Origin of the sequence: Methylorubrum aminovorans (assembly GCF_022179725.1) — a bacterium.
Lineage (GTDB): Bacteria > Pseudomonadota > Alphaproteobacteria > Rhizobiales > Beijerinckiaceae > Methylobacterium > Methylobacterium aminovorans.
In genome coordinates this window covers 98,468-120,056 of sequence record NZ_BPRC01000013.1, presented here as the reverse complement: position 1 = coordinate 120,056, position 21,589 = coordinate 98,468, and the positions used below count along the sequence as shown (strand labels likewise).

The window sequence follows — 21,589 nt, the reverse complement described above, 5'->3', positions numbered from 1 at the left end:
AGCCCCATTCCGGGACGGTCGGCGCCCCGCGCCTGGTCCGGGTGGCCACCCGGACCAGGCACCCCGCGGCTGCGGGATGGCCTCTTCCTAACAGAGCGCCAACAGACAATCTCCGGGCTCTACCGCGGCCTGCGCCAGATCTTCGAGACGCTGTTCTCGGCCAACGGCACCTCCTTCCGCACCGTCGGACTCGTCGAGTTCCCGGTGAAGGGGACGTGGTCGGTGGTGTTCCTCTCGGCGCCTGCGGCGAACGAGGTGCGGGGCGCGCTGCAGGCCAAGGAGGGCGGCGCGCACGACTATGTCGGCGTGTTCCTGCCCTGCGCGCCGAACCCGACCACGGGATTCTTCTTCTACCTGCCGCGCGCCGAGGTCGTGGAGGTCGATATCAGCGTGGACGACGCTGCCAAGCTCGTGATGTCAGCGGGCGTGATCCAGCCGGAGGATCCACGGGCCGGCTTCCACGCCATGGCCGCATCCCTGCGCCAGGCGCAGGTGACGGGGAGCGAGGCGGCCCCAGAGACGGAAAAGGCGCGCCGGGAACCGGCGCGCCCTGATCTCTGAGGCGATCTTCGAGGCGTCTGCGCCTTAGTGGTGCAGCGAGGCCTTCTCGACAGGCAGCGTCGGCGGGGTTGCGTCGGCGACCTGATGGCCGGTCACGGGGCGGGCGACCGGCGAAGAGGACCAATCGGTCGCGATCTGGGCGGTCAGCAGCAGGGCGAGGCCCGCGCAGAGCGCGTTGGCCGCGAGCCAGAGCCGGCGCGAGGATTGCCGCACGGCCTTCGCCAAAGCGTCCGTCGTGGTCTCGTCGCGCGCCGCGCGATCCGAGATCGGCATGAGCCAGGGTTCGACGGAGAGCGTGTCGGCTCCCCAATTCTCGGAGGAACCCGGCAGGCGTTGGAACGGTGCGATCGACATCGCGATCCTCCTTTTTTCCAGTGGCACCCCGGTCTACGAGGCCGTTTGTTCATCTTCAGTTAAGCGGCAATTTGGGCAGATACAAGGTATCTTCGATATTTCTGCCCGGACGAGCCCTCGGTTGCGGGGTCAAGATCGTCCTCTAAACCGTTGATATAAAACGAAAAACGCTGTCGCTTCGCGCAGCGTTGCCGCAGCCGTTCACCCTTTCGTGCTAGGGCCGGGTTCCTGAACGGGCCATTCAGATTCCGGTGATTCTGAACGAAACCCTGAACGTTTCCGTTCAGCCCGCCCCGATCAGCCGGATCGCGGCTTCCCGCTCGAACAGGTAGAGCAGCACCCTCAGCGCCCGGCCGCGCTCGCTCTGGAGGCGCGGGTCGCGCTCCACGATCAGCCGGGCATCGTCGCGGGCGGCCTCCAGCAGGTCGCCGTCGGTCTCGAGCCGGGCGAGGCGGAAGGCGGCCGCGCCGGATTGGCGGGTGCCGAGCACCTCGCCCTCGCCGCGCAGGCGCAGGTCTTCCTCGGCGATGCGGAAGCCGTCCTCGCTGCCCCGCATCATCTCCAGCCGCGCCTTGGCGACCTGCCCGAGCGGGCCGCGATAGAGCAACAGGCAGGAGGAGGCCTTGGAGCCGCGCCCGACCCGGCCGCGGAGCTGGTGGAGCTGGGCCAGCCCGAAGCGCTCGGCATGCTCGATCACCATGATGGTGGCCTCCGGCACGTCGACGCCGACCTCCACCACCGTGGTCGAGACGAGCACGCGGGTACGCCCCGCTGCGAAGGCTTCCATCGCCGCGTCCTTCTCCGGCCCCGGCATCTTGCCGTGGATCAGGCCGACCGCGTCGCCGAAATGGTGTTTGAGATCCTCGAAGCGCTCGCCGGCCGCGGCGAGATCGACGTACTCGGATTCGGCGACCAGCGGGCAGATCCAGTAGACCCGGTCACCCGCCGCCAGCGCCCGGTGCAGGCCCCCCACCACCTCGTCGATGCGCTCCACCGGCACGGTGATGGTCTTGATCGGCTGGCGCCCGGCCGGCTTCTCGTCGAGCACCGAGACGTCCATGTCGCCGAAGAAGGTCAGCGCCAGGGTGCGCGGGATCGGGGTCGCGGTCATCACCAGGATGTCCACCGCCTCGCCCTTGGCGCCCAGCGCGAGGCGCTGGTGCACGCCGAAGCGGTGCTGCTCGTCCACTACGGCGAGGCCGAGATCGCGGAAGGCCACCGCGTCCTGGAACAGGGCGTGGGTGCCGACCACGATGTCGATCTCGCCGGCGGCCAGATCCGCCAGCGTCGCCCGGCGCTCGGCGGCCCGATCGCGGCCGGTCAGCAGCCGCAGGCGCATGGCGCCGGCCAGCGGCACCAGCCGCTCGTAATGCTGGCGCGCGAGAATCTCGGTCGGGGCCATCAGGGCGGCCTGCCGCCCGGCCTCGACGGCGGAGGCCATGGCGAGCAACGCCACGGCGGTCTTGCCGGAGCCGACATCGCCCTGGAGCAGGCGCAGCATCCGCCGCTCGGCGGCCATGTCGGCGCGGATCTCCGCCACCGCCCGCGCCTGCGCCCCGGTGAGCGCGAAGGGCAGGGCGGCCTCGACCTGTTCCTTGAGATGACCGTCGCCGGCATTGACCCGGCCGGCCTTGCGCCGCTGCCGGGCCCGCACCAGGGCGAGCGCGAGCTGCGAGGCCAGCAGCTCGTCGTAGGCGAGGCGCTTGCGCGCGGGGCTCGCGGGCGGCGCCTGTCCCTCGACCGGGGGAGGGGGAGCCTCTTCCGGCCGATGCTCGATGCGTAGCGCCTCGGCAAACGGCGGGAAGCGGTTGCGGGCGAGATACGATGCGTCCTGCCACTCCGGCAGCACGGGAAGCCGATCGAGCGCGCCGTGAACGATTTTGCTGATGACCCGCGAGGTCAGCCCCTCGGTCGCGCCGTAGATCGGCTCGACCGCGGGCAGGCTCGCGAGCCCCTCCTGGTCGAGGATGCGGGAGGGATGCACCATCTGTCGGGTGCCGTCCCAGAGGTCGATCCGGCCCGAGACGTAGCGGTGGCTGCCGATGGGCAGCATCTTGTCGATGCGCCCGCGCGGCATGCCGAAGAAGACGAGGCTGATGTCGCCGGTCCCGTCCTCGACCAGCACTCGGAAGGCGCGCTTGCCCAGCATCGGCGGCCGGTGCGCCACCACGGTGACGCCGAGGGTCACGGGTTCGCCCGTCGGCGCGTCGCGGATCGAGCCGCAGAGCGGCCGGGCAACGCCGCTCTGGGGCAGGTGGAACAGCAGGTCGGCGACGCGGGCCGGCCGCTCCTCGGAGCCCAGCAGCTTCTCGATCAGCGGCGCGATCTTCGATCCGACGCCGGGCAGGCCGCGGGCGGGGGCGAAGAGCGGATCGAGGATGCTGGGGCGTAAGGACGGGGCGTCATCCCCGCCGGGGCGGGGAGGGGCGTTTTCCGCAGGAGGTCCGAGGGTCTGGCTGATATCCGAGGTCATGTGACCGGGTTCGAGAACCTTTCGAGCGTGGCGATGCGCGGCCACCGTATACCCCGCTTCCTGCCTTCGCCGCATCTGCGCATATGGCATCACGCGCGTGCATCTCACCGGCCCCGTGACCCAGATGGTCGCGGCATGCGCCGACGCGCCGTTTGCCCGCGGCCGCCTGCCCCTCTACATGCGGGTTCAGGATTACCAGGGGACAGTCCATGTCCGGCACCACCCGCACCAGCGCCGACCTCGACCCGCGCCGCCGCCGCACCTTGTTCCGCGCGTGGCACCGCGGCATCCGCGAGATGGACCTGATCATGGGCCGCTTCGCCGATGCCGAGATTGGTGAGCTCTCGGAGGAAGAGCTGACGCAGTTCGAGGCGCTGATCGAGGTGCCCGACCGCGACCTGTTCCGCTGGCTCACCGGCGAGGACCCGACGCCGGAGAACTACGACACCGCCGTCTATCGCCGACTCAAAGCGTTCCATCGGCACGACGCGCCCATTCATAACTGAACGTTCGCCGCCGCGGGCAGCTTCCTGTTATGCGCCGGCCTTCCCTCTCCCCTGAAGCGGGAGCGGGCGGGTGAGGGGCCGGCTCAGGTCTTTCCGGACGCGGCGCTCCTTTCTCCCGACCCTCTGCACGCGAGGGCCACCCTCCCCTGCAGAGGGGGGAGGGGAACCCTGGTCGAGCCCTTTCCACAACCGACATCCTGATGGCCAAACCCCAGCCCAAGCCGCCCGCTCCCGCTCCGAAGCCGCAGACCGCCCGCTTCGCCCTGCCGAAATCGGCGCCGCTGACCAAGGCGCTCGATGCGATCAAGCGTGGCGACAGCCCGACGCTGGCCTCCGTCCCCGACGGCTTCGACGCGCTGGTGGCGGCCGACCTCGCCCGCGCGCTGTCGGGCACCTTCGAGGGGCCGGCGGTGCTGGTTCACGTCGCGCGAGATTCCGGGCGCTCCAACGCCTTCCAGAACGCGCTCAAATTCGTCGCCCCCGAGATCGAGGCGATGAGCTTCCCGGCCTGGGATTGCCAGCCCTACGACCGCGTCTCGCCCAATGCCGCGATCGCCGCGCAGCGCATGACCGCGCTCTCGCGCCTGACCCGCTCGCGCTCCTCGGAAGAGAAGCCGCGCATCCTCTGCACCACGGTCAACGCCCTGGTGCAGCGGGTGCCGCCGCGCGCTCGGGTCGCGGTCGAGACCTTCTCGGCTGCGATCGGCAACGTGGTGCCGATGGACAAGGTGGTCGCCTGGGTCGAGGCCAACGGGTTTCTGCGCACGGGGACCGTGCGGGATACCGGCGAATACGCCGTGCGCGGCGGCATCCTCGACCTGTCGCCGCCGGGCCTGCCGAACCCGATCCGCCTCGATTTCTTCGGCGACACCCTCGAATCGATCCGCGCCTTCGATCCGGAGACGCAGCGCACGGTGGGTTCGCTCCGCTCCCTCGACCTCGTGCCGATGAGCGAGGTGCAACTCACCACCGAGACGATCCGGCGCTTCCGCCAGGGCTACCTGTCGAGCTTCGGCGCGGCGACCCGCGACGACCGGCTCTACGAGACGGTGAGCGAGGGGCGGCGCTATGCCGGCGTTGAGCACTGGATGCCGCTGTTCTACGACGGCCTCGACACCCTGTTCGACTATCTCGGCGACGTGCCGATGCTGTTCGACCCGCAGGTCGAGGAGGCGGCGTCCGAGCGGCTCTCGCTGATCCAGGACTATTTCCAGGCCCGCGAGGCGGCGCTGAAGAACCCGCAATCGGGGGTGGCGCCCTACAAGCCGCTGCCGCCCCGCGCGCTCTACCTCACCCCCAACGAGTGGAAGGGCAAGGTCGAGGCCGGCACGGTGGCGCGGCTCAGCCCCTTCGCCCAGCCGGATTCGGATGAGCGGGCGGTGATCGATTGCGGCGCCAGGGCCGGCCGCAACTTCGCGCCCGAGCGGGCGGACGAGGCAGCCAGCGTGTTCGACGCTGCGGTGGCGCATATCCGCGACCTCCAGGCATCCGGGCATCATGTGATCCTTGGATCCTGGTCCGACGGTTCCCGCGACCGGCTCTGCGGCGTGCTGACCGACCACGGCCTCAAGAAGCCGATCGAAATCAACACCTTCACGGCCGTGAACGCGCTCAAGCGTGGCACCGACGTAGCGGTCGCGGTCTGGGGCCTGGAGGCGGGCTTCACCCTCGACAAGCTGGCGGTGGTGGCCGAGGGCGACATCCTCGGCGACCGCCTGGTGCGCCAGAAGCGCAAGTCCAAGCGGCCCCAGGACATCATCCTGGAGGTGCAGGCGCTCCAGCCCGGCGACCTCGTGGTCCACGCCGACCACGGCATCGGCCGCTTCGTCGGCCTCAAGACCATCACCGCGGCCGGTGCGCCGCACGATTGCCTGGAACTGCAATATGCCGGCGGCCTGCTGCTCTTGCCGGTGGAGAATATCGAGCTACTGACCCGCTACGGCTCGGAGGATTCCGAGGTCGCGCTCGACCGCCTCGGCGGCGGGGCGTGGCAGGCCCGCAAGGCCAAGATGAAGCGCCGCATCCTCGAGATGGCGGGCGAACTCATCAAGGTCGCCGCCGCGCGCTTCGTGAAGCCCGCGCCCTCGCTCAAGGCGCCGGAGGGCCTCTACGAGGAGTTCGCCGCCCGCTTTGCCTTCCAGGAGACCGAGGATCAGGCCAACGCCATCGACGCGGTGCTCGACGACCTCAATGCCGGGCGGCCGATGGACCGCCTCGTCTGCGGCGATGTCGGCTTCGGCAAGACCGAGGTGGCGCTCCGCGCGGCCTTCGCCTCGGCGATCTCGGGCAAGCAAGTCGCCGTGGTGGTGCCGACGACGCTTCTCGCGCGCCAGCACTACCGGACGTTTGCCGAGCGCTTCAAAGGTCTGCCGATCAACGTCGCCCAGCTCTCGCGCTTCGTCTCGGCCGGGGACCAGCGCCAGACCCGTGCGGGGCTCGCCGAGGGCAAGGTCGACATCGTGGTCGGCACCCATGCGCTCTTGGCCAAGAACGTCGCCTTCAAGGATCTCGGCCTCATCATCGTCGACGAGGAGCAGCATTTCGGCGTCGCTCACAAGGAGCGGCTGAAGGCGCTCCAGGCCGACGTCCACGTGCTGACGCTCTCGGCCACCCCGATCCCGCGCACGCTGCAACTCGCCATGACGGGCGTGCGCGAACTCTCGATCATCGCCACGCCGCCGGTGGATCGTCTGGCCGTGCGCACCTTCGTGACGCCGTTCGACCCACTGCTGATCCGCGAGGCGCTGCTGCGCGAGCGCTACCGCGGTGGACAGGCCTTCTACGTGGTGCCGCGCATCGAGGATCTGGCAGAGGTCAAGCGCTTCCTCGATCAGGAGATGCCGGAGGTCACCGTTGCGGTCGCCCACGGCCAGATGGCGGCGGGCCAGCTCGAGGACGTCATGACCGCGTTCTACGAGGGCAAGTACGACGTGCTGCTCTCGACCACCATCGTCGAATCCGGCCTCGACATCCCGACGGCCAACACGCTGATCGTGCACCGGGCCGACATGTTCGGGCTGGCCGCGCTCTACCAGCTCCGCGGGCGCGTCGGCCGCTCCAAGGCGCGGGCCTATGCTCTGTTCACGACGCCGGCCAACCGTCAGCTCACCACCCAGGCCGAGCAGCGGCTCAAGGTGCTCCAGAGCCTCGACACGCTCGGCGCCGGCTTCCAGCTCGCCTCCCACGATCTCGACATCCGCGGTGCCGGCAATCTGCTCGGCGACGCCCAGTCCGGCCACATCAAGGAAGTGGGTTACGAACTCTACCAGCAGATGCTGGAGGACGCCGTCACCGCGCTGAAAGCCGGGATCGAGGAGCCGGTGGAGGAGGCGTGGTCGCCGACGATCGCGCTCGGCGCCCCCGTCACGATCCCGGAGGATTACGTCGAGGATCTCACCGTCCGGCTCGGCCTCTACCGGCGCCTCTCGACGCTGGAGAACGACGCCGAAATGGAGAGCTTCGGGGCCGAGCTGATCGACCGCTTCGGGCCGCTGCCGCCGGAGGTGGAGCAGCTCCTGAAGATCGTGACCATCAAGATCCTGTGCCGCGAGGCCAATGTCGAAAAGGTCGAGGCCGGGCCGAAGGGCGTCGTGGTCCACTTCCGCGAAAAGTCCTTCGCCAACCCGCAGGGGCTGGCCGCCATGGTCGTGGAGCAGGGCTCCTTCGCCAAGGTCCGTCCCGACATGAGCGTCGTGTTCATCCGCGAACTCGACACCGTGCCCAAGCGCCTGAAAGAGACCACGCAGATCATGCGCGGCCTCGTGACCATCGCCAAGCGGGCGAAGAAGGCGGCGTGAAGACGTGGCGGGGCGAGGAGATTCTCGCCCTCAACACGCGCTACGAATTGAAGAATCGCGGGTGCAGGCAGGTCGTTTCAAGCGATCTGCCAACAATTATTGCGATACGAAAAATAAAATACCGCCTTGATAAAGCTCCATTCCAATTGCATATAAGTTCTCATCGATGCGAGGCCGGATTTTCTGGGCCGTAACGCCTCCGCAGGGCGGTTCTCATTTTCCTTCGTTATCGGTCGAACGACACAGCCTCGGTGCCGCAGGGCGCGGAGGCTCGCTAGCTGCATCCTGCGGAGACAAGGACATTCTATGAGCACCGGCACCGTCAAGTGGTTCAACGAGCAGAAGGGCTTCGGCTTCATCCAGCCTGAGGACGGCTCGAAGGACGTTTTCGTCCACATCTCCGCCGTCGAGCGCGCCGGCCTGCGCGGCCTCACCGAGGGCCAGCGGGTCTCCTACGAGATGGAAACCGACCGCCGTTCCGGCAAGCAGTCGGCGGGACAGCTCCAGGTCGCGTAATCCGCGCCTGAACCCGACATGTCGAAGCCGCTCCGGACCGGAGCGGCTTTGCGCTTTTTAGGCCGCGGCTCGCTCCTCGCGCCCGGCACGATCAAGGACACTCTGTGAGCTTCAGCAAACAAAACTCCTTCGACGACCGTCGCCAGGATTCTGCCTCCGCACGGGAGGCCATGCTCGCCCGCTTCCGCGCCCGCCCCTCCCAGGACGACCCGGCCGTGCAGGCCCGCGGCGCCGAGCGCCGCGCGATCGCCGTCGCTCGCGAAGAGCGGGTTCAGGAGCGCGAGATGCAGCGGCGCGTTGAGGCCGAGCGGCTGGCCGCCATCGCCGCCGCGGAGCGCGCGGCGGAGGCCGCGCGCAAGGCCGCCGAGATCGAGGCCGCCGCCGAGCGCGCCCGCCTCGCCCAGGCCAAGCAGAAAGAAGAGCGGGACGCTCGCTACGCCGCCCGCAAGGCCAAGATCAAGCTGCGGCGCTGACCGCCTGCCGGCAGCCCTGACCGCGAGCCGGACCCGTCCGACGCGCGGAACCCGCCCCGGCACGGCGCCGGGGCCGATTTCGATCCCCGCTTAAGGCCACGATCGGCGCTCGTTCGTTGTCCCGATGGGGCTCTCCTCCGCCCGAAGCCGTCTTCGACGCTCCGGCGGACAGCGTTCGAGGAGAATACCGATGATGCACAAGTTCAAGCTCGGCCAGCGCGTTCGCCGCGCCCAATCCTCGCCCCTCGACGAGCGACTGGGGTTCGGCGCGATCAGCGAGGTCGTCCGCCTGATGCCCGACGATCCGACCGGTGAGCCGTCCTACCGGATCCGCTCGGGCTCGGCGGAGCGCGCCGTCCGCGAGAGCGAGATCGTCGCGGCGGCATAATCGCTCGTCTCCGCACAAACGAAAAAGGCGGGCCCTCGGCCCGCCCGTCATTGTCCCGTTAAGGGAAAGCCTTACAGCTCCGGCTCGTTGAGCACGTAGGGTCCGATCCGGCTCTTCAGATCGACGGGGGCACCGGCGCGGGGGCCCGCGTCATCCATTTCGATCACCGGAATGCCGCCGACGCGCATCTGCTCACGCAGGCGGTTGGCCAGGGCGGCGATCTGCGGGTTCGGGCTGGAAGAGAGCTGGAGAACGATCGCCGCGGGGCGAGCGATCACGGCGAGAACGTCGTCGGCCGCTTCGATCGAAGCGGTCACGCTCGCGTAACCGAGCCCGGCAAGGTCGGCAGCAAGAGAGCGGTCGACGGCCCGGCGGCCATCGTCTACGACGAGCACTTGTTGCAGCGCACCCATAAGCTTCAGCGTTACCCCATGTCGCGCCTCGTGTGAAGAGGCACCCCGGATAACCCGCACGGTCACGATTGGTTCGCCGGCCATGCAGATCAATTCAACATGGAACCGCTCGGCTGAAGGTCTGATGAACTGCACTGCACAGGCCCTGATGAAGGGCGCCGCGGCGCGTGGCTCGCGCGATTACCCGTTGATTTCTCTGATCTTTTCTCCGCCGCAATAAAGGCGGGGATTCCGCCTGCGCTGCGGCAGACGGACCGGATTACGCGGGCGCAAAATTTTCCGGGGACGCAGTGGAGTCGGGCGTCTCGACCGTCTCGATCGCGGTGGCGAGGCCCGCGAACAGCACCGGCGCGTAGGAGGTCTCCCGCCAAGCGCTGTCCGGCGCGTCGGGCCGGCTTCCGCGTTGCAGCGCCCGCACGGAGCACGCTTGGCCGCGGAAGGCGAGACGCCCGTCCGGCCCGTGTCGCAGCGCCATCAGCGTGGCGGGGAGGGAGAGGCGTTCCGGCTTGCCGAGCACGAGAGACAGATCGCCCGAGGTTCCGCGTCGGCCGGAAAGCAGTGCCGTCTCATCGAAGACGATCGTATCGACCACCGTGTCGAGCCGCAGGCTCTGCGGCAGGCCCACGGCGCGGCTGCGGCCGGGGAGACGGGTTGGTGCCCGGTGAACCAGGGCAACCGAGCGCAGATCCGCCGGCATGTCGCGGCCGGCGAGGTTCTTCTCGAGGAAGGCGGGAGCGACGAGATGGGTCGGCCCTGGTCGGCGCAGGGCCGCCGCGAAGGCCGCGCCGTCGAAAAGCGGAAGCGTTTCCAGGCTCGCGCCCGCCACGAGGGCGGCGGCGAGCCCGGTGGCGAGGCCGCGCAGGTCATGCGGGGCGATCAGGCTGAGGATGCGCTCGGCGGGTGCGACCCGCATCGCTACGAGATGCGCGGCGGCCGCCGCCACCACCGATTCACCGCTGCGGTAGACCGGCCGCTCGGGATCGCCGCCGACGAAGCTGATGAGGCCGGCGGATTCGGGCGCCGGTCCGGTGAGCTCTCCGGCGGGGCCGTCGAGAACGAACCGGTCGAGGTTGATCACCCCGTCCGGCACGTCGGGACCGAAGGCGGCGAGGTAGCGCAGGCCGAAATAGCGCGCGGCGACATTGCAGAGACGTTGCGCGGGTGCGGCGGAGCCGAGCCGGGCCTGGGTCAGAACCGCGCTCAGCGCCACGTTCTGCGCCGCGGTGAGCAGATGCTCCTCGTCCCAGGAGACCGGCAGGAGACAGGCGACGTGGCCGGCGGCCTCGACGGCGAGGATCGCCAGCGCGCTCTCGGCCGAGCCCGGCAGGCACAGGCCGATGCGGCTTCCCGGCGGCAGGCGCCAACTGCGCAGGCCGCGGGCGAGGCGCTCGACGATCTCGGCGGCGGCGGCATAGGTCCAGGTGATGGCGGGCCGGTCGCTCCAATCCGGCTTGTCGGCGGGATCGACGACCGCGATCCGGTCGGGATGGCGCCGGGCCGTGGCGTTCAGCAGGCTGGCGAGGCTGACACGCCTCTGCGGGGCGGCGACCTGTGCCCGAGGCGGAGCCTCATCGGGGACCGCGTCCGTCGCCGAGCCCGCGGGCTTGTCGGATGCATCCTTCGAAGCCTGCTGCGAGGCCTCTTGTGAAGCCCCTTGTGCGGCCTCTTGCAACGCGCCCTGCAAGGCGCGTTGCAGGGCCCCTTGCAGAGCGTCCTGCAAGGCCCTCGGCGACGCCTCAGCTTGCGTGATAGCCCGTTGCGCCGACACTCGCGCCCGCCCTCGAAAACCACCCCGTTTGATGAGCGAATAGGGTTAAGCAAAGCTTAACGTTTGGGGGCCGAGGGCGTCTCGCGTAGAGAATCGCAGGCAGGGGAGGCGGCCTTGGCGGGAGGACCCAATTCCTGTTGAGCATGTGACCGCGCGGTCTGTAGGATCGCGCCCAGGTGGGCCGGGGCCGAAGCGATGCTCGAACTTCTGCGGCGGCTGTGGGAGGTCGAGAATCTTTCGCCCCACGGCATCTGTCTGCTCTGGCGCCCGGAGCTGATCTGGACGCACGTCGTCTCCGATAGCCTGATCGCCTTCGCCTATTTCTCGATTCCCGTCGGTTTGGCCTACTTCGTGTCCCACCGCCGGGACGTGGTGTTCGGCTGGATCTTCTGGTCGTTCGCCGTCTTCATCACCGCCTGCGGCGCGACGCATCTCATGGCGATCTGGACGCTCTGGGTGCCGGATTACGGGCTTGAGGCTGCCGTCAAGCTCCTCACGGGCATGGCCTCCATCGGCACGGCGGTGGCGCTCTGGGTCCTGATGCCGAAGGCGCTGACGCTGCCCTCGCCCACCCAGCTCCGTCAGGCCAACGAGGCGCTGGAGGCGCGCATCCGGGAGCGCGACGCGGCGCTCGCCGCCCTGGAAGCCGCCAATGCCGAGCGCCAGCGCGCCGAGGAAGCGCTGCGCCAGAGCCAGAAGATGGAGGCGATCGGCCAGCTCACCGGAGGCGTGGCCCACGACTTCAACAATCTGCTCAACGTGGTGCTGCTCAACCTCGACCGGGTCGAGCGCGGCCTGCCCGCGGAGAGTCCTCTGCGCAAGCGCCTGGGCGATGCGATGAAGGGTGCCGAGCGGGCGGCGACGATGACGCACAAGCTGCTGGCCTTCGCCCGCTGCCAGCCGCTCTCGCCGGTGAGCACCGACGTCAACGCCCAGATCGCCTCCTTCGCCGAATTCCTGCGCGGCACGATCGGCTCGCGGATCCGGATCGAGACCGATCTCGCTCCGGACCTGCCGCGGGTGAACATCGATCCCAACCAGCTCGAGAACGCGATCCTCAACCTCGCGGTCAACGCCCGCGACGCGATGCCGGAGGGTGGGACCCTGACGCTGGCCACCCGGCTGCTGCCGGGGGGCGAGGGGCTCACTGTCGAGGTGTCGGACACCGGATCCGGCATGACGCCGGAGGTCGAGGCTCGGGCCTTCGAGCCGTTCTTCACCACCAAGCCGCTGGGGGAGGGGACCGGCCTGGGGCTCAGCCAGGTGTTCGGCTTCGCGCAGCAATCGGGCGGCAACGCCACCTTCGTGCGCGGCGACCGGCCCGGCACGACGGTGCACCTGTCCTTCCCGGCACAGGGGTCGGCCGCGAACCGCCCGGCACCGACGCGGCCGGTTCCGGTCGTTGAACCCGGCGTCCCGCCGCCGCTGCTGCCGCCGGTGGTGGTCGCGGGCTAGAGCGCTTTCCGACGAAGTGGGTGCCGGTTCGTCGAAAGAAAGCGCGACAGGGCACGGCGCTAGGGCATCGTCCTGAGACGGGTCGCCGTCTTTCGGAAAAGACGATGCAGAAAAATAACATAGAGCATCGTCCTCAATCCGATATCCGGGACGATGCTCTAAGGATTTCTTCGCGGTCTTCGCTACCTTCTGCAGGTTCGAGGCGCGGTGGCCTTCAAGGCAACGAGAGGGAGGGAGAGGCGAGGGATGATCGACAAGCGGACGGTGCTCGTCGTCGAGGACGAAGAGATGCTGCTCAACGCCGTGACCATGGAGTTCGAGGATGCCGGCTTTGCCGTGCTCAGCGCGGGCACCGCGGAGGAGGCCTATGGCCTGCTCCAAGGGGCCGCGCGGGTCGATCTCCTCTTCACCGACATCCGCCTTCCGGGCCAGCTCGACGGCTGGGACCTCGCCGAGCGCGCCCGCCTGCTCCATCCGGCCCTGCCGGTGATCTACGTGACCGGCTACAGCAGCGAGCAGCCCCGGCAGGTGAGCGAGAGCGTGCTGGTGATGAAACCCTATCGCATGACGGCGATCATGAGCGCCGCGCAGCAATTGGGCGTGGGGTGAGCCGGCCGGCTCCTATGGATCCCGGATTCCGCTGCGCGGCCCCGGGATGACGGAAAGCGGCATCGAAGCGATCAAGCGGACGCCGGATCATACCAAATCCGATTGATCCCTTCGGGATGGCGGATTTAGCCGTCGCTCAAGCGCCGCGCGGGCTTACTGATACGATCCCCGCTCTGATCAAGCGGAGATCGTATCACTCCTCCCGCGCCTTCTCTCTCAAGACGAACTTCTGCACCTTGCCCGTTGAGGTCTTCGGCAACTCGCCGAACACGATGTGGCGCGGCAGCTTGTAGGGCGCGAGCCGCTCGCGGCACCACGCGACCAGCTCCTCGGAGGTCGCCTCCCGGCCCTCCTTCAGCTCGATGAAGGCGCACGGGGTCTCGCCCCATTTCGCGTCGGGCTTGGCCACCACGGCGGCGGCGGCGACCGAGGGGTGCTTGAACAGGGCGTCCTCGACCTCGATCGAGGAGATGTTCTCGCCGCCGGAGATGATGATGTCCTTCGAGCGGTCCTTCAATTGAATGTAGCCGTCGGGGTGCTTCACCCCGAGATCGCCGGAGCGGAACCAGCCGCCCTTGAAGGCGGCCTGCGTCGAGGCCGGGTTTTTCAGGTAGCCGCGCATCACCACGTTGCCGCGGAACATCACCTCGCCGAGGCTCGTCCCGTCGGCGGGCAGCGATTCCATCGTCTCGGGGTCGCGCACGTCGAGCCCTTCCAGAACGGGGTAGCGCACGCCCTGGCGCGCCTTCTTCTTCGCGCGCTCATCGGGGGCGAGCGCGTCCCAATCCTCGTGCCACGCATTCACGACCGCCGGGCCGTAGGTCTCGGTCAGGCCGTAGAGATGGGTGACGTCGAAGCCGGCCTCGCCCATGGCGGCGAGCACCGCTTCGGGCGGCGGCGCGGCGGCGGTGAGGAAGTGGACGCGCTGGGGGAGGGGACGCTTCTGCGCATCGGGGGCGTTGAGCAGCGTCGACATCACGATCGGCGCGCCCGACAGGTGGGTGACGCCGTGCTCGGCCAGCGCCGCGTACATCGCGGGCGCCCGCACCTGGCGCAGGCAGACATGGGTGCCGGCCACGATCGAGAGCGTCCAGGGGAAGCACCAGCCGTTGCAGTGGAACATCGGCAGGGTCCAGAGATAGACCGCGTGCTGCGGCAACCCGGCAGTGATGACGTTGCCGAGCGAGAGCAGGGCCGCGCCGCGGTGGTGATAGACCACGCCCTTCGGGTCGCCCGTGGTGCCGGAGGTGTAGTTCAGCGAGATCGCGTCCCACTCGTCGCCCGGCATCGCCCAGTCGTAATCGGGATCGCCCTCCGCCAGGAGCGCTTCGTAGCCGGTCTCGCCGAGGGGCGTGCCCTCGCCGGTGAATTCCGGATCGTCGTAGTCGATGACCAGCGGCGAAACCCCGGCCCGGTCGAGCGCCTCGCGGCCGATCCGCGCGAATTCGCGGTCGACGATGAACACCTTGGCCTCGCCGTGGTCGAGGCAGAAGGCGAGCGCCGCCGCGTCGAGGCGCGTGTTGAGGGTGTTGAGCACGGCCCCCGTCATCGGCACGCCGTAGTGGCACTCGATCATCGCCGGGGTGTTGGCCAGCAGCACGGCGACGGTGTCGCCGCGGCCGATGCCGCGGGCCGCCAGGGCCCCGGCGAGGCGGCGACAGCGGGCGTAGAGCTCGGCGTAAGGACGGCGCAGGGACCCATGGATCACCGCGACCTGGTCCGGGAAGGTGCGGGCGGCGCGATCGAGATAGGTCAGCGGCGTGAGCGGCTGATAATTGGCGGGGTTTCGATCGAGATCCCGATCGTAGATCGTCGCACGCGTCATCGGCCTCGCCTCCCTGTTCGGGGGAGATTATCCGAGCTGCGCAGGCGAAACGACAGTGATCAGGCGAAACCACAGAGAAAAGGCCCCACGGGCAGATGCCCGGGAGCCTTGTCGGATCAGGTTCGAGAGGGGGAGGGCGAGAGCGGCCGAAAAGGGCCGATCAACGCTCCCGGCCGCTGAGGAGCTTCTCCAGGGCGGCGAGCCCGCTGCGCTCGGCAGCCTCTTCCGTGGTCTGCACCCGATCGGCGCGCTGAAACAGCTTGCCGTTCCGGCGGATGGCCCAGGTGAAGTGCCCGGCGGGGCGCTCGCAGGCTTCGATTTCGAGGGTGTAGGGATTTGCGCTGTTGTTTGCCATGAGTGGGATATAGGGACGCCCTCCCGGTCCGGCTACCCACCCGGTGCATGGTTGCGTTGCTTTTCGCGGGCGAGCCCGCCGCCGCGGCGCGTCAGGCCCTCGCATTTGACAATCCGAAGCGGATCATCGACACGGCGCCCGGCCGGGGCGCGGGCCGTCCTCCGGCCCTTTTCATCCGCGCCCGAGCCGCCGATGCCCGTTCCTCCCCACCAGAGCCGGACCGCACCGAGATGGGGCGCGAGATGGGGCGGATGCCGCCCATGATCGATCTCGGCGTCGCGCCGGCCGCGTCGGCGCAGGCGGAGGGGATCCCGCCGCTGGCCGCCTTGCTGGCCAGCCTCCTGAACCGTGTGGATCGGGCGCTGTCCTTCGGGGCGGCGAGCCATGTCCGGGCCTGCCTCCTGCTTCTGCTCATCGGGCTCGCGAGCTTCCTGCCGGGCTTCGCCTCGCTCCAGCCGATGGACCGGGACGAGCCGCGTTTCGCCCAGGCTTCCAAGCAGATGCTGGAGACGGGCGACCTCGTCGATATCCGCTTCCAGGCCGAGGCGCGCCACAAGAAGCCGGTCGGGATCTACTGGGCCCAGGCCGCCACTGTAGCCGCCGGCGAGGCGCTCGGCATCCCGCGGGCGCGCACGCAGATCGGCCTCTACCGCATTCCCTCCCTCCTCGGCGCGCTGGCGGCGATCCTGCTGACCTACTGGGCTGCTCTGGCCCTGCTCGACCGGCGCCGGGCGCTGCTGGCGGCGGCGCTGTTTTCCGCCTGCATCATGCTCTCGGCCGAAGCGCGGCTGGCCAAGACCGACGCGCTGCTCACCGCCTGCTCGGTCGCCGCCTTCGGCGCGCTCGCCCGCGCCTGGCTCGGCCGCGCTCGGCTGGAGCGCCGCCGCGGCCCGGCCTCGCTCGGCACGGCGCTCGTCTTCTGGCTCGGGATCGCCCTCGGCGTGCTCGTGAAGGGGCCGATGGTGCCGCTGTTTGCCGGGCTCGCCGCTCTCGTCCTTTCCCTGCGCGAGGGCTCCGCCCGCTGGCTCCTCGATCTCCGGCCGCGGCTGGGTCTCCTCATCACACTAGTCGTGGTGGCGCCCTGGTTCCTGGCGATCGCCTGGAAGAGCGGCGGCGCCTTCTTCGGCGAGGCGGTGGGGCGCGACATGCTCGGCAAGGTCGGCTCCGGTGCCGAGAAGCATTGGGGACCACCCGGCGCCTACGCGCTCGCCTTCTTCGCCACCTTCTGGCCCGGCGCGGCCTTCGCCGCCCTCGCCATCCCCTTCGCCTGGGCGCGGCGGGGCGAGGAGGCGGTGGCGCTGCTCCTGGCCTGGATCGTGCCGATGTGGCTGGTCTTCGAGGCGGTGCCGACCAAGCTGCCGCACTACGTCCTGCCGCTGATGCCGGCGGTGGCGATCCTCACCGTGCTGGCGCTGTCGCGCGGCGCGCTCGACCCGCGCCGTCCGGGCGCGCGCTGGGTGGCGGGTCTCGTCGTGCTGATCCCGGTCGGGCTGACGCTGGGTCTGAGCCTCGCCGCATGGCGCCTCGATCACGTGCTGCCGCTAGCTGCCCTGCCGCTTCTGCTCGCCGCCTGCGTCCTGGTGGCGCTCGCCTGGGCCGCCTTCGCGCAAGGCGGCCGGCAAGTGGCCGAACAACAGGCGGGGCAGCGGGCCGGGGAGGGCGCTCTGGCCCTCGGCATCGCCGCTTCGGTGGTGCTGTCGGCCGCCGTGTTCGGCCTGACCCAACCGGTGCTGCAGAGTCTCAAGGTTTCGCCGCGTCTCGCCGCGATCCGTGACGCCCTGCCCTGCGAGGCTCCGCGCGTGGCGAGCCTGGGGCTCCGCGAGCCGAGCCTCGTCTTCACCATCGGCACGGATCTGGCCATGCTGAATTCCGGCGCGGAGGCCGCCGCCTTCCTGCGTGAGGGCGGCTGCCGCCTCGTGCTGGTTGAGGATCGGTTCGCAGCGGAATTCGCCGCCGCGGAAGGCGGGCAGCCGCCGAGCCCCGCCGGCCGGGTCACGGGCTTCAACATCAACGGCGGCAAGCCGGTCGGAATCTCCGCCTACGCCGCGCTGCCGGGCGCCAGACCATGAGCATGACGAGCGAGTCCGCCGATCCTGATGTTCGGCCGCCGCGCCTCAGCGTGGTGGTGCCGGTGAAGAACGAGGCCGGCAATATCGAGGCGCTGGTGGCCGAGATCGGCCATGCCTGCCACAACCTCGCGCCGTTCGAGGTCATCTACGTCGATGACGGCTCGACCGACGAGACCCTCGCCACCCTCCAGGGATTGCGGGGCAAGCATCCCTGGCTCCGGGTGGTGCGCCACGACCGCAGCGGCGGCCAGAGCGGGGCGGTGCGCAGCGGCGTGCTGCGCGCCCGTGCGCCCGTCATCGCCACCCTCGACGGCGACGGCCAGAACGATCCGTCCTTCATCCCCGTGCTCTTCGCCGCCCTCGACCAGGGCGGCGCGGGTGTCGGCCTCGCCCAGGGCCAGCGGATCGGCCGCAAGGGTGCCTGGAAGCAGTTCCAGTCGAAGATCGCCAACGGCGTGCGCGGAACGATCCTGAAGGACGCCACCCGCGACACCGGCTGCGGCCTCAAGGTGTTCCGCCGCGAGGTCTACCTCGCGCTGCCCTATTTCGATGCGCTCCATCGCTTCATGCCGGCGCTCGTCACCCGCGAGGGGTTCGGGGTGGTCCACCGCGACGTGGTGGACCGGCCGCGCTTCACCGGCCGCTCGAATTACGGGATGTTCGACCGGCTCTGGGTCGGCATCCTCGATCTGGCCGGCGTGTGGTGGCTGATCCGGCGGCGGCGCCCGGCCCCGCGGGCCGAGGATGTGCCCGAGGACGTGCCGCACAGCGAGACCCGGTGACCCCATGCTGATCCAGCTCGCCGAGGACCTCCCGGCCTATTTCTACGACGTCTTCGTCACCCGCTTCGATTTCTGGCTGGTGTTCGGCATCGGGGCGCAGCTCGTGTTCGGCTCGCGCTTCATCCTGCAATGGATCGCCAGCGAGCGCGCGGGCAAGAGCGTGATGCCGCTCTCGTTCTGGTTCCTGTCGATCCTCGGCGGGCTGATGACCCTGGTCTACGGCTTCGTGCGCCGGGAGCCGGTGATCATCATCGGCCAGGGCCTCTCGACCGTCATCTACCTGCGCAACCTCGCCCTGATCTTCCGCGAGCGGCGCCGCGCCGGCCGGGCCTGAGACGAGCCCGGCGGCATGTTCCAGAGCGCGACGGGCGATCCCGAGAGCATCGCCCACATCATCCAGGTGGCGCTCGCCCCGGCCTTCCTGCTCTCGGCGCTGGCGACCCTGCTCAACGTGTTCTCGACCCGGCTGGGCCGCGTCGCCGACAAGGTCGATGCGCTCTCGGCCAGCCTGCCCGGCGCGGACGCCGAGGCGCGGGCGACGCTGGCCCTGCGCCTCGCCTACCTGCGCCGCCGCTCGCTCCTGCTCGACGGCGCCGTGGTGCTGGCGAGCCTCGGCGGTGTGATGACGGGGGCGGCCGTGCTGACGCTGTTCGTCGGCGCGCTGCGCGACGCCTCCGCGGCCTCCGTGCTGTTCGCCTGCTTCGGCCTCGCGCTCGTCTGCACCATCCTGGCGATCCTGGCCTTCCTCGCCGAGATTCTCCTGGCCGGCCGGGGCATACGCCTGGAGGTCGAGCGCAAGCAGGACGTGCCGAGATAATCAGGGTTTCGAAAGGGCGAGCCCTTTCGCGGGTCCGGGACAGAGCCCCGGAGAGTCGGTGAGGCTGTAATCCTCCGCCCGCATCCGCTCGGTGCCGCGCACGTAATCACCCACGGTGCCGGGCCAGAGCGTGCGGTTGCGCCCCGACCGGTCGAGATACCAGCTGCCGCAGCCGCCTTCGGTCCAGATGCTGCCCTCCATCCGGGCATCGACCTCGGCGCGGAAGCGCGCTTGCGCCTCGGGCCGCACCTCCATTACGCCGCCGGGGTGCTCACGCAGCCGCTGCAGCGCGTCGAGGACGTGGGCGACCTGCGCCTCGACCATCAGCAGGACCGAGTTGTGGCCGAGTCCGGTATTGGGGCCGAGCAGCAGAAAGAAATTCGGAAAGCCCGCGACCGAGACGCCCCGGAATGCGTCGGCGCCGTCCTTCCACGCCTGCAGCAGGCTCACGCCGTCGCGCCCGATCACTTCGGTGCGCAGGAGGCTGCCGCCGGGAGAGAAGCCGGTGGCGAAGATCAGCACGTCGAGCGGATGCTCGGTCCCGTCCGCGGTGACGACGCCGTGGGGCAGCACCGCGCGGATCGGGGCGGTGACAAGGCTCGCATGGGGCCGGGCCAGGGCCGGGTAATAGTCGTCGGAGAGGAGCACACGCTTGCAGCCGAGGCGGTAATCGGGCGTGAGCCGCTCGCGCAGGTCCGGGTCGGCGATCGAAGCGGCGAGGTGCCGGCGTGCTCCCGCTTCGGCGAGTGCGGTGATGGTCGAGACGCGGGTGAAGCCGAGAAGCGCCGCGGCCTCCCGGCGCCAGAACAGCGAGGCGCGGTAGAGCCGGCGCAGGGGCGCGAACCGCATCAGGCGACGGCGCCCGCCTCCGACCGGGCGATCGCCGCGGGACAGGATCCAGGGGGCCGAGCGCTGGAACTGGGTGAGGTGGGCGACCTGGTCGACGATCTCCGGCACGAACTGCACCGCGCTCGCCCCCGTGCCGATGACGCCGACGCGCTTCCCCCGCAGGTCGCAGGCATGGTCCCAGCTCGCGGAATGGAAGGCGGTGCCGGCGAAACTGTCCAGGCCGGGCAGGCGGGGCAGGGCCGGGTGGTGCAGGGCGCCCATCGCGCCCACCAGCACGCGGGCGCAGAAGTCGCCCCTGTCGGTCTCGACCCGCCACAGGCCCGCGGCCGCATCGAAGACGGCACGCTCGACGCGGGTCTCCAGGCGCAGGAACGGCGCGAGGCCGTGCGCGGCGACGAGCCCCTCCAGATAGCTCTGAATCTCGGGCTGGGGCGCGAACAGGCGGCTCCAGTCGGATTTCGGGGCGAAGGAAAGGGAGTAGAGTTGCGAGGGCACGTCGCAGGCCGCGCCTGGATAGGTGTTCTCCCGCCACGTCCCGCCGACGCCCGCGGCCTTCTCCAGCACGACGAGGCGGTCGAACCCGGCCTGCCGCGCGCGGATCGCCATGGCGAGCCCGGAGAAGCCGGCGCCGACGATGACGAGGTCGAGAGGGGCCTCGCTCACGCGGCGGACCCCGTCTCGGACTGGGCGTCCGCCCGGAGGGCACGGTGCAGGAATGCTGCCGCCCCGTCGAGGGAGCGGCGCGCCTCGGGCAGGAAGCTCTCGGCGAGCTGCCAGGCATGCGCCACCACGGGGAAGACGGTGAGTTCGACCGGTACGCCGGCGGCCCTAGCCTTCTCGGTCAGCCGCACGGAATCATCGCGCAGGATCTCGCGGGCGCCGACATGGATCAGGAGCGGCGGGAAGCCGGAAAAGTCGGCCTGGATCGGTGAGGCGCGCGGGTCGGCGGGATCGGCTCCGGCGAGGTAGGCCGGCACGAGCCGCATCAGCGATTCCGGGCGGAACATCGCGTCGCGCCGCCCATTCGTGCGGAACGAGGCGCTGCGGCCGATCAGGTCGGTGGCCGGCGAGAACAGGGCGGCGGCCGAGGGCGGGGTCAGGCCGAGGCGGCGCGCCTCGATGATCGTCGTGAGTGCCAGGGTGCCGCCCGCGGAATCTCCGGCCACGACTGCCGGCCCAGCCGGCGCGAGCGCGGCCCAGACGGCCGCGCAATCCTCGACGGCGGCGGGGAAGGGGTGCTCCGGCGCCAACCGGTAATCCGGCGTGAACACCCGGAAGCCGGCCCTGGCGAAATGCCCGGTGACCGGACGGTAGACTTGCGCCGAGCAGGCGATGAAGCCGCCGCCGTGGAGATAGAGCAGGGTGGGGCGCTCGCCGCTGGTTCCTTCCACCTGCGCCCACTCGCCGGGCACGCCGCCGACCGTGCCGGGGGTGAAGGCGACGCCGGCAGGCGTCGGGAATCGGGCGCCCTCGAAGGCGCGGCGGATCGCGTAGATGTCGAGGGTCCGGCCGAGCCGCCGCTTCACCGCGAGGCGGATGGCGAGATCGTAGAGGTGGGCGCGCAGGCTCGCCATGGTCG

20 protein-coding genes are annotated in these 21,589 nt (G+C 70.0%); 12 read left to right on the top strand and 8 right to left on the bottom strand.

Features of this window, described 5'->3' with window-relative positions; translation table 11 throughout:
- Window positions 1-561 (top strand): DUF502 domain-containing protein (locus MFF24_RS17955; protein ID WP_238226095.1); only part of this gene is annotated, 561 nt, incomplete at its 5' end.
- A 24-nt stretch (window positions 562-585) separates the two neighbouring features.
- Here MFF24_RS17955 and MFF24_RS17950 read toward each other — a convergent pair.
- Together MFF24_RS17950 and recG are read right to left on the bottom strand one after the other, a co-directional pair.
- The gene (locus tag MFF24_RS17950) at window positions 586-915 is read right to left on the bottom strand and encodes a hypothetical protein (RefSeq protein WP_108941863.1); all 330 of its coding nucleotides are present in this window, start codon (window positions 913-915) and stop codon (window positions 586-588) included.
- Between the two features lie 283 nt (window positions 916-1,198).
- Complete coding sequence (recG, locus tag MFF24_RS17945; protein WP_238226093.1) at window positions 1,199-3,388, bottom strand: ATP-dependent DNA helicase RecG; 2,190 nt, start codon at window positions 3,386-3,388, stop codon at window positions 1,199-1,201.
- Window positions 3,389-3,597: 209 nt separating this feature from the next.
- On the opposite strand from recG, the gene MFF24_RS17940 reads away from it, so the two are divergent.
- From MFF24_RS17940 to MFF24_RS17920, 5 genes are all read left to right on the top strand, one after another.
- Window positions 3,598-3,894 (top strand): FAD assembly factor SdhE, encoded by a 297-nt coding sequence (locus MFF24_RS17940; RefSeq protein WP_108941865.1) that lies wholly within the window; start codon window positions 3,598-3,600, stop codon window positions 3,892-3,894.
- 200 nt (window positions 3,895-4,094) lie between these two features.
- On the top strand, window positions 4,095-7,691 hold the full coding sequence (gene mfd, locus MFF24_RS17935; RefSeq protein ID WP_238226091.1) for a transcription-repair coupling factor: 3,597 nt from the start codon (window positions 4,095-4,097) through the stop codon (window positions 7,689-7,691).
- Window positions 7,692-7,997: 306 nt separating this feature from the next.
- Complete coding sequence (locus MFF24_RS17930) at window positions 7,998-8,207, top strand: cold-shock protein (protein WP_108941867.1); 210 nt, start codon at window positions 7,998-8,000, stop codon at window positions 8,205-8,207.
- 104 nt (window positions 8,208-8,311) lie between these two features.
- Window positions 8,312-8,680, top strand: a complete 369-nt coding sequence (locus MFF24_RS17925) for a DUF6481 family protein (protein ID WP_238226089.1) — start codon at window positions 8,312-8,314, stop codon at window positions 8,678-8,680.
- Window positions 8,681-8,870: 190 nt separating this feature from the next.
- The gene (locus MFF24_RS17920) at window positions 8,871-9,068 is read left to right on the top strand and encodes a hypothetical protein (RefSeq protein ID WP_108941869.1); all 198 of its coding nucleotides are present in this window, start codon (window positions 8,871-8,873) and stop codon (window positions 9,066-9,068) included.
- A 71-nt stretch (window positions 9,069-9,139) separates the two neighbouring features.
- On the opposite strand, the gene MFF24_RS17915 is transcribed toward MFF24_RS17920, so the two are convergent.
- Complete coding sequence (locus tag MFF24_RS17915; RefSeq protein WP_108941870.1) at window positions 9,140-9,481, bottom strand: hypothetical protein; 342 nt, start codon at window positions 9,479-9,481, stop codon at window positions 9,140-9,142.
- 259 nt (window positions 9,482-9,740) lie between these two features.
- Entirely contained in the window at window positions 9,741-11,249 is a 1,509-nt protein-coding gene (locus tag MFF24_RS17910; RefSeq protein ID WP_373322713.1) for an AMP-binding protein, read from the bottom strand.
- 195 nt (window positions 11,250-11,444) lie between these two features.
- Here MFF24_RS17910 and MFF24_RS17905 point away from each other — a divergent pair, with 195 nt between their 5' ends.
- The gene (locus MFF24_RS17905) at window positions 11,445-12,704 is read left to right on the top strand and encodes an ATP-binding protein (protein ID WP_238226082.1); all 1,260 of its coding nucleotides are present in this window, start codon (window positions 11,445-11,447) and stop codon (window positions 12,702-12,704) included.
- A gap of 246 nt (window positions 12,705-12,950) precedes the next feature.
- Window positions 12,951-13,313 (top strand): response regulator, encoded by a 363-nt coding sequence (locus tag MFF24_RS17900; protein WP_238226080.1) that lies wholly within the window; start codon window positions 12,951-12,953, stop codon window positions 13,311-13,313.
- 193 nt (window positions 13,314-13,506) lie between these two features.
- Here MFF24_RS17900 and MFF24_RS17895 read toward each other — a convergent pair whose 3' ends face one another.
- Both MFF24_RS17895 and MFF24_RS17890 read right to left on the bottom strand, forming a co-directional pair.
- Entirely contained in the window at window positions 13,507-15,138 is a 1,632-nt protein-coding gene (locus MFF24_RS17895) for an acyl-CoA synthetase (RefSeq protein WP_238226078.1), read from the bottom strand.
- A gap of 160 nt (window positions 15,139-15,298) precedes the next feature.
- Window positions 15,299-15,493: a hypothetical protein gene (locus MFF24_RS17890; RefSeq protein ID WP_003599068.1), complete on the bottom strand. Its 195-nt coding sequence runs from the start codon at window positions 15,491-15,493 to the stop codon at window positions 15,299-15,301.
- Window positions 15,494-15,753: 260 nt separating this feature from the next.
- On the opposite strand from MFF24_RS17890, the gene MFF24_RS17885 reads away from it, so the two are divergent.
- Genes MFF24_RS17885 through MFF24_RS17870 form a run of 4 tightly spaced genes read left to right on the top strand, consistent with a single transcriptional unit; the run spans window position 15,754 to window position 19,161 of the window.
- A complete protein-coding gene (locus MFF24_RS17885; RefSeq protein WP_238226103.1) occupies window positions 15,754-17,562 on the top strand; it encodes an ArnT family glycosyltransferase in 1,809 nt (602 codons plus the stop codon).
- A complete protein-coding gene (locus MFF24_RS17880) occupies window positions 17,559-18,344 on the top strand; it encodes a glycosyltransferase family 2 protein (protein WP_238226076.1) in 786 nt (261 codons plus the stop codon). The genes MFF24_RS17885 and MFF24_RS17880 overlap by 4 nt, the downstream gene beginning before the upstream one ends.
- Before the next feature lie 4 nt (window positions 18,345-18,348).
- Window positions 18,349-18,678: a lipid-A-disaccharide synthase N-terminal domain-containing protein gene (locus MFF24_RS17875; protein WP_238226074.1), complete on the top strand. Its 330-nt coding sequence runs from the start codon at window positions 18,349-18,351 to the stop codon at window positions 18,676-18,678.
- Window positions 18,679-18,693: 15 nt separating this feature from the next.
- Window positions 18,694-19,161 carry a DUF2721 domain-containing protein gene (locus tag MFF24_RS17870; protein ID WP_238226072.1) on the top strand — a complete coding sequence of 156 codons (468 nt, stop codon included), beginning with the start codon at window positions 18,694-18,696 and terminating at the stop codon, window positions 19,159-19,161.
- Here the strand turns inward: MFF24_RS17870 and MFF24_RS17865 are convergent, their stop codons facing one another.
- The gene (locus MFF24_RS17865; protein ID WP_238226070.1) at window positions 19,162-20,673 is read right to left on the bottom strand and encodes a flavin-containing monooxygenase; all 1,512 of its coding nucleotides are present in this window, start codon (window positions 20,671-20,673) and stop codon (window positions 19,162-19,164) included. It lies immediately after the preceding gene.
- The gene (locus MFF24_RS17860; RefSeq protein WP_238226068.1) at window positions 20,670-21,584 is read right to left on the bottom strand and encodes an alpha/beta hydrolase; all 915 of its coding nucleotides are present in this window, start codon (window positions 21,582-21,584) and stop codon (window positions 20,670-20,672) included. The genes MFF24_RS17865 and MFF24_RS17860 overlap by 4 nt, the downstream gene beginning before the upstream one ends.
- Window positions 21,585-21,589: the final 5 nt, after the last annotated feature.

Excerpts from the sequence above, each read along its gene's own strand:
- MFF24_RS17950 (WP_108941863.1), bottom strand. The coding sequence starts at position 915 with ATGTCGATCGCACCGTTCCAACGCCTGCCGGGTTCCTCCGAGAATTGG.
- recG (WP_238226093.1), bottom strand. The coding sequence starts at position 3,388 with ATGACCTCGGATATCAGCCAGACCCTCGGACCTCCTGCGGAAAACGCC.
- MFF24_RS17940 (WP_108941865.1), top strand. The coding sequence starts at position 3,598 with ATGTCCGGCACCACCCGCACCAGCGCCGACCTCGACCCGCGCCGCCGC.
- mfd (WP_238226091.1), top strand. The coding sequence starts at position 4,095 with ATGGCCAAACCCCAGCCCAAGCCGCCCGCTCCCGCTCCGAAGCCGCAG.
- MFF24_RS17930 (WP_108941867.1), top strand. The coding sequence starts at position 7,998 with ATGAGCACCGGCACCGTCAAGTGGTTCAACGAGCAGAAGGGCTTCGGC.
- MFF24_RS17920 (WP_108941869.1), top strand. The coding sequence starts at position 8,871 with ATGATGCACAAGTTCAAGCTCGGCCAGCGCGTTCGCCGCGCCCAATCC.
- MFF24_RS17915 (WP_108941870.1), bottom strand. The coding sequence starts at position 9,481 with ATGGGTGCGCTGCAACAAGTGCTCGTCGTAGACGATGGCCGCCGGGCC.
- MFF24_RS17905 (WP_238226082.1), top strand. The coding sequence starts at position 11,445 with ATGCTCGAACTTCTGCGGCGGCTGTGGGAGGTCGAGAATCTTTCGCCC.
- MFF24_RS17900 (WP_238226080.1), top strand. The coding sequence starts at position 12,951 with ATGATCGACAAGCGGACGGTGCTCGTCGTCGAGGACGAAGAGATGCTG.
- MFF24_RS17895 (WP_238226078.1), bottom strand. The coding sequence starts at position 15,138 with ATGACGCGTGCGACGATCTACGATCGGGATCTCGATCGAAACCCCGCC.
- MFF24_RS17890 (WP_003599068.1), bottom strand. The coding sequence starts at position 15,493 with ATGGCAAACAACAGCGCAAATCCCTACACCCTCGAAATCGAAGCCTGC.
- MFF24_RS17885 (WP_238226103.1), top strand. The coding sequence starts at position 15,754 with ATGATCGATCTCGGCGTCGCGCCGGCCGCGTCGGCGCAGGCGGAGGGG.
- MFF24_RS17880 (WP_238226076.1), top strand. The coding sequence starts at position 17,559 with ATGAGCATGACGAGCGAGTCCGCCGATCCTGATGTTCGGCCGCCGCGC.
- MFF24_RS17875 (WP_238226074.1), top strand. The coding sequence starts at position 18,349 with ATGCTGATCCAGCTCGCCGAGGACCTCCCGGCCTATTTCTACGACGTC.
- MFF24_RS17870 (WP_238226072.1), top strand. The coding sequence starts at position 18,694 with ATGTTCCAGAGCGCGACGGGCGATCCCGAGAGCATCGCCCACATCATC.
- MFF24_RS17860 (WP_238226068.1), bottom strand. The coding sequence starts at position 21,584 with ATGGCGAGCCTGCGCGCCCACCTCTACGATCTCGCCATCCGCCTCGCG.